The sequence below is a fragment of the Candidatus Neomarinimicrobiota bacterium genome (genome assembly GCA_041862535.1).
In the GTDB taxonomy this organism is placed as follows: domain Bacteria; phylum Fidelibacterota; class Marinisomatia; order SCGC-AAA003-L08; family TS1B11.
This window is the reverse complement of the sequence record JBGVTM010000353.1, coordinates 1-3,556: the sequence shown is the minus strand read 5'-3', so window position 1 is coordinate 3,556 and position 3,556 is coordinate 1. Positions and strand designations below refer to the sequence as shown.

Annotated in this window: 3 protein-coding genes; 2 read left to right on the top strand and 1 reads right to left on the bottom strand. The window is 55.3% G+C overall.

Annotated elements, in window-relative coordinates; translation table 11 throughout:
• Positions 1-663 (top strand): pyridoxal phosphate-dependent aminotransferase (locus ACETWG_12720; protein MFB0517450.1); only part of this gene is annotated, 663 nt, incomplete at its 5' end.
• A gap of 244 nt (positions 664-907) precedes the next feature.
• The gene (locus ACETWG_12715) at positions 908-2,449 is read left to right on the top strand and encodes a sodium:solute symporter (protein MFB0517449.1); all 1,542 of its coding nucleotides are present in this window, start codon (positions 908-910) and stop codon (positions 2,447-2,449) included.
• Positions 2,450-2,560: 111 nt separating this feature from the next.
• On the opposite strand, the gene ACETWG_12710 is transcribed toward ACETWG_12715, so the two are convergent.
• The gene (locus tag ACETWG_12710) at positions 2,561-3,415 is read right to left on the bottom strand and encodes a DUF4382 domain-containing protein (protein MFB0517448.1); all 855 of its coding nucleotides are present in this window, start codon (positions 3,413-3,415) and stop codon (positions 2,561-2,563) included.
• Positions 3,416-3,556 lie beyond the last annotated feature (141 nt).

Here is a 3,556-nt window from a genome sequence, read left to right as displayed (position 1 = left end):
ATCCTGAACTCACCCGGCAATCCCACAGGAGGTCTCATCAACCGCGACCAAATGGCCCGCATCGCTGAATTGGTGGCCGAACACAACCTGATCGTCCTGGCTGACGAGATCTACTCGCATATCATATATGACGGCGAACATATCTCGCTTTTGCCATACCCAGGTATGCAAGATCATCTGATCTTACTCGACGGTTTTTCCAAAACGTACGCAATGACCGGCTGGCGGTGCGGTTATGGTGTGATGCCGGAAGAGCTGGCTTTCTGGATCGCCCGGCTGATGACCAATAGCAACTCCTGCACCAACACCTTCGTCCAGATGGCCTGCGTGGAAGCACTCAAGGGTTCCCAGGATGAGGCCCGGGCCATGGTAGCGGAATTTCGCCGGCGACGGGATGTCATTGTCGAAGGACTCAACGCCATCGAGGGCATCACCTGCCGCAAACCCAAGGGAGCTTTCTATGTCCTCCCTAATGTGCAAGCCCTCCCCAAGTCAAGCAAGGAACTGGAAAATTACTTCCTGGAAGAATACGGCGTTGCGACTCTCTCAGGCACCTCTTTCGGAGCCTACGGAGAGGGGTACCTGCGCCTCTCCTATGCCAATTCGATAGAAAACATTCAAGAAGCCCTTGAGCGGATGAAGGAAGGGATCAGCAAACTGTAACTTTCGCCTCCATTCTCTACATTGAGCTACCTTTATACCGATGCTGATTGGGCGGCGGTGCACACCTAGACGTGATTATTTGGATAGCAAGCGCCCACATGATCACTACAACTGATCCTTTGGCCGGGAACATCAGGGGATACTTCAAACACTATCTTGAATGGCTGGAGGAAATGTAAGGCCAGGTATCCTCATTTGTCCTCATCGGCGTAAGTTCAACCCAAGATCCTACTGGAGTAGTTAAATGAATCTGTTAGTCGCTGTTGTACTCATTTACCCGCTGATCCTCATCTCGGTTAGTCTATGGCGTTCCCGGCGGGTGAAGAGCCACGAGGACTTCATGGTAGCGGGGCGCTCGGTACCGGTGCTGCTTCTGGTCGGGACTCTTGTCGCCACCTGGATCGGTTCTGGTTCCCTTTTCGGTGGTGCTGGGCTGGCATTCCGCTCGGGAATATCCATGCTCTGGTTCTCCTTTGGAGCCTGGCTGGGGCTGATAGTAGCGTACTTCATTGCCGGAAGAGTACGGCGCATTGCGCAATACACGGTCCCGGACCTGCTGGAACAGCGTTACAACGCCGCGGCCCGCCTCCTGGGAACATTAGCAATCATCCTGGCCTATGTAACCATCGCCGCCTACCAGTTCCGCGGCGGGGGATGGATCCTGACCATCGTGACCGATGGGACCATCTCGCCTACCCAGGGCATGTACATCACCGCGGCGGCAATCGTCATCTTTACCACGCTGGCAGGTATGGTATCAATCGTTACAGTGGATATTTTCAATGGCCTGATAATTATCATCGGCGTTTTCTTTGCGCTGCCGTACATGATCTTCGAGCTCGGCGGTGTGGGACAGGTAATCGGAAACCTGCCCCAAGCACACTTGACCCCCCTCGGTGGCCACAACTTCCTGTGGGTAATCGGCGTGGCACTGCCTACTTTTCTGCTTCTGTTGGGTGAGAGCGGCATGTACCAGAAGTTCTTCTCAGCCAAGGATGAGAATGCAGCGCGCAAGGCGGTATTGGGAATGGTGCTAGGTGTGGTGGTGCTGGAGACGGCCCTGGCTTTGTTGGCCATCACCGGCCGGGCCGCCTATCCGGATCTCATCACCCAGACTTCAGTTGTCGGGCGGGCCGCCTCAGAGACCGTAATCCTGTATATTGCCCGGCACGGATTGCCCGTTCTGGGAGGTGCGATTCTCCTGGCAGCGGCTATTGCCATCGTGCTCTCCACCGGGAACACCTTCCTGCTCGTTCCGTCCACCAATGTCAGCAGGGACATTTACCAACGCTTCATCAGCCCCGACGCCACCGATAAACAGATGGTAAGCCTGCAGCGAGTTTTCGTGGTGATTTTCGGGGCTATTGGGCTGTTACTGCTCACCCAGTTCAAGACAGTGCTTGAAATGGCTCTTTACGCCTACTCCGTGGTAGGAGCCAGCCTGACCCCCGCCCTGCTGGCCGCTTTCCTGTGGAAGCGCGTGACCCCTCAAGGCGGGGTGGCCTGTATCGCCGGTGGTCTGGGCAGCATCGTAGGAATCGCCGTATTGCATCGGCTGGGTGTAAACTTCGCCCTCACGCTGGGAGGCACCGAATTCGATTTCGCCAGCAGCGAGTACATCGTCATTCCTGGCGTACTCTCCTCTATCAGCCTCTTGATCGTGATCAGTCTGCTCACCAAGCGCTCTCCAGAGGAAAAGTGGATGCCCTTTTTCGCAAGCGCCGATCCCGGACTGGCCAGCGCCTCCTCAGCGCAACAGCAGCACGAAGGGTCGGAAGGGGGTTAGAACCCGAGCGAATAGCAGCCTTGGTAGCAAACAGTTCCGCCAGGCCAATGCATGCGGAAAGAAAAAGGGCGCCGGTAAAGACGCCCTTCAGAAGTTGATGGGGCCGACTCGCTACTGAGGAGTCAACACAAAGTTTTGGACCGTGGTCCCTCTGGCATCCACTGCTACGTCGGAGGCAGTCTCGGTATTGTAACCGGCAGCGGCGGCCTCGACAGAGTAGGTATCCGCCGGAATGCCTATTATAGCGTAGGCGCCTGCGGTGTCGGTGAATGTGGAGGTGAGAACGGAGTCCACGGTGCTTATCGACACCTGAGCACCAGCAATTCCCGTATCGGAGGAGGAGTCTGTCACCGTTCCCTGGAGCCGCCCGGCATTGGCCAGATTGACTACCCGCAGGACCGGACTGAAAATAAATCCGGTGATCCCACCAGGGCTGTCCAGATTACCTTTAGTATGGAAGGATTTGCTCACATCAAAATCCAGCAGCAGCTCCGATTCGATACCCGCTTCAATCTGCAGGAAAGGCTTGATATTGAGCTTCATACCGCTCTTTCCGCCGCTGGGAATCTCCAGCGGAGCCGAGGTGCTGAGGCTATCGTTCAATATAACGCTGGCCGCGCTGTCGTCGACAATCAGCCGTAGCTGGTTGTACCGCCCTGTCGGTATCTCCAGACTGGCCAGACCGGCAGTAACGCCGTTGCGCAGATCGAGCAGATTAAAGACCTGCCGATTACTGGACAACGTGATAAAGGTATCACTGTCCATGGCATGTACCACAAGGCTGTCAATGGTGACATTGGCCTCGGCCACCAGATCGGCCGGGAAAGGGACATCAGTCAGAAGGACCGTAAGAGTGCCCGTGTCTCCATCTTCCGAGCCATCCGTAAGGGACTCGCAACTCAAGAAGACCATGCCAAAGGCCACCATTACAGTGATCATGAAGAGTGATGTGATTCGACTATGCACTTGAACAATCTCCTTACAGCTCGTTATTACTCTCAAGTCTGCTGAAAATTAGCCCGCTCTCACGCGACCTTAAAATGATCCCCATCACATTTAGAAGCAGCTGCTGTAGTCAATTGATCAAAGTCACGTTTTCATCGCTCA

Bases quoted from the DNA above. Each gene is read 5' to 3' on its own strand.
- ACETWG_12715 (MFB0517449.1), top strand. From the start codon at position 908: ATGAATCTGTTAGTCGCTGTTGTACTCATTTACCCGCTGATCCTCATC.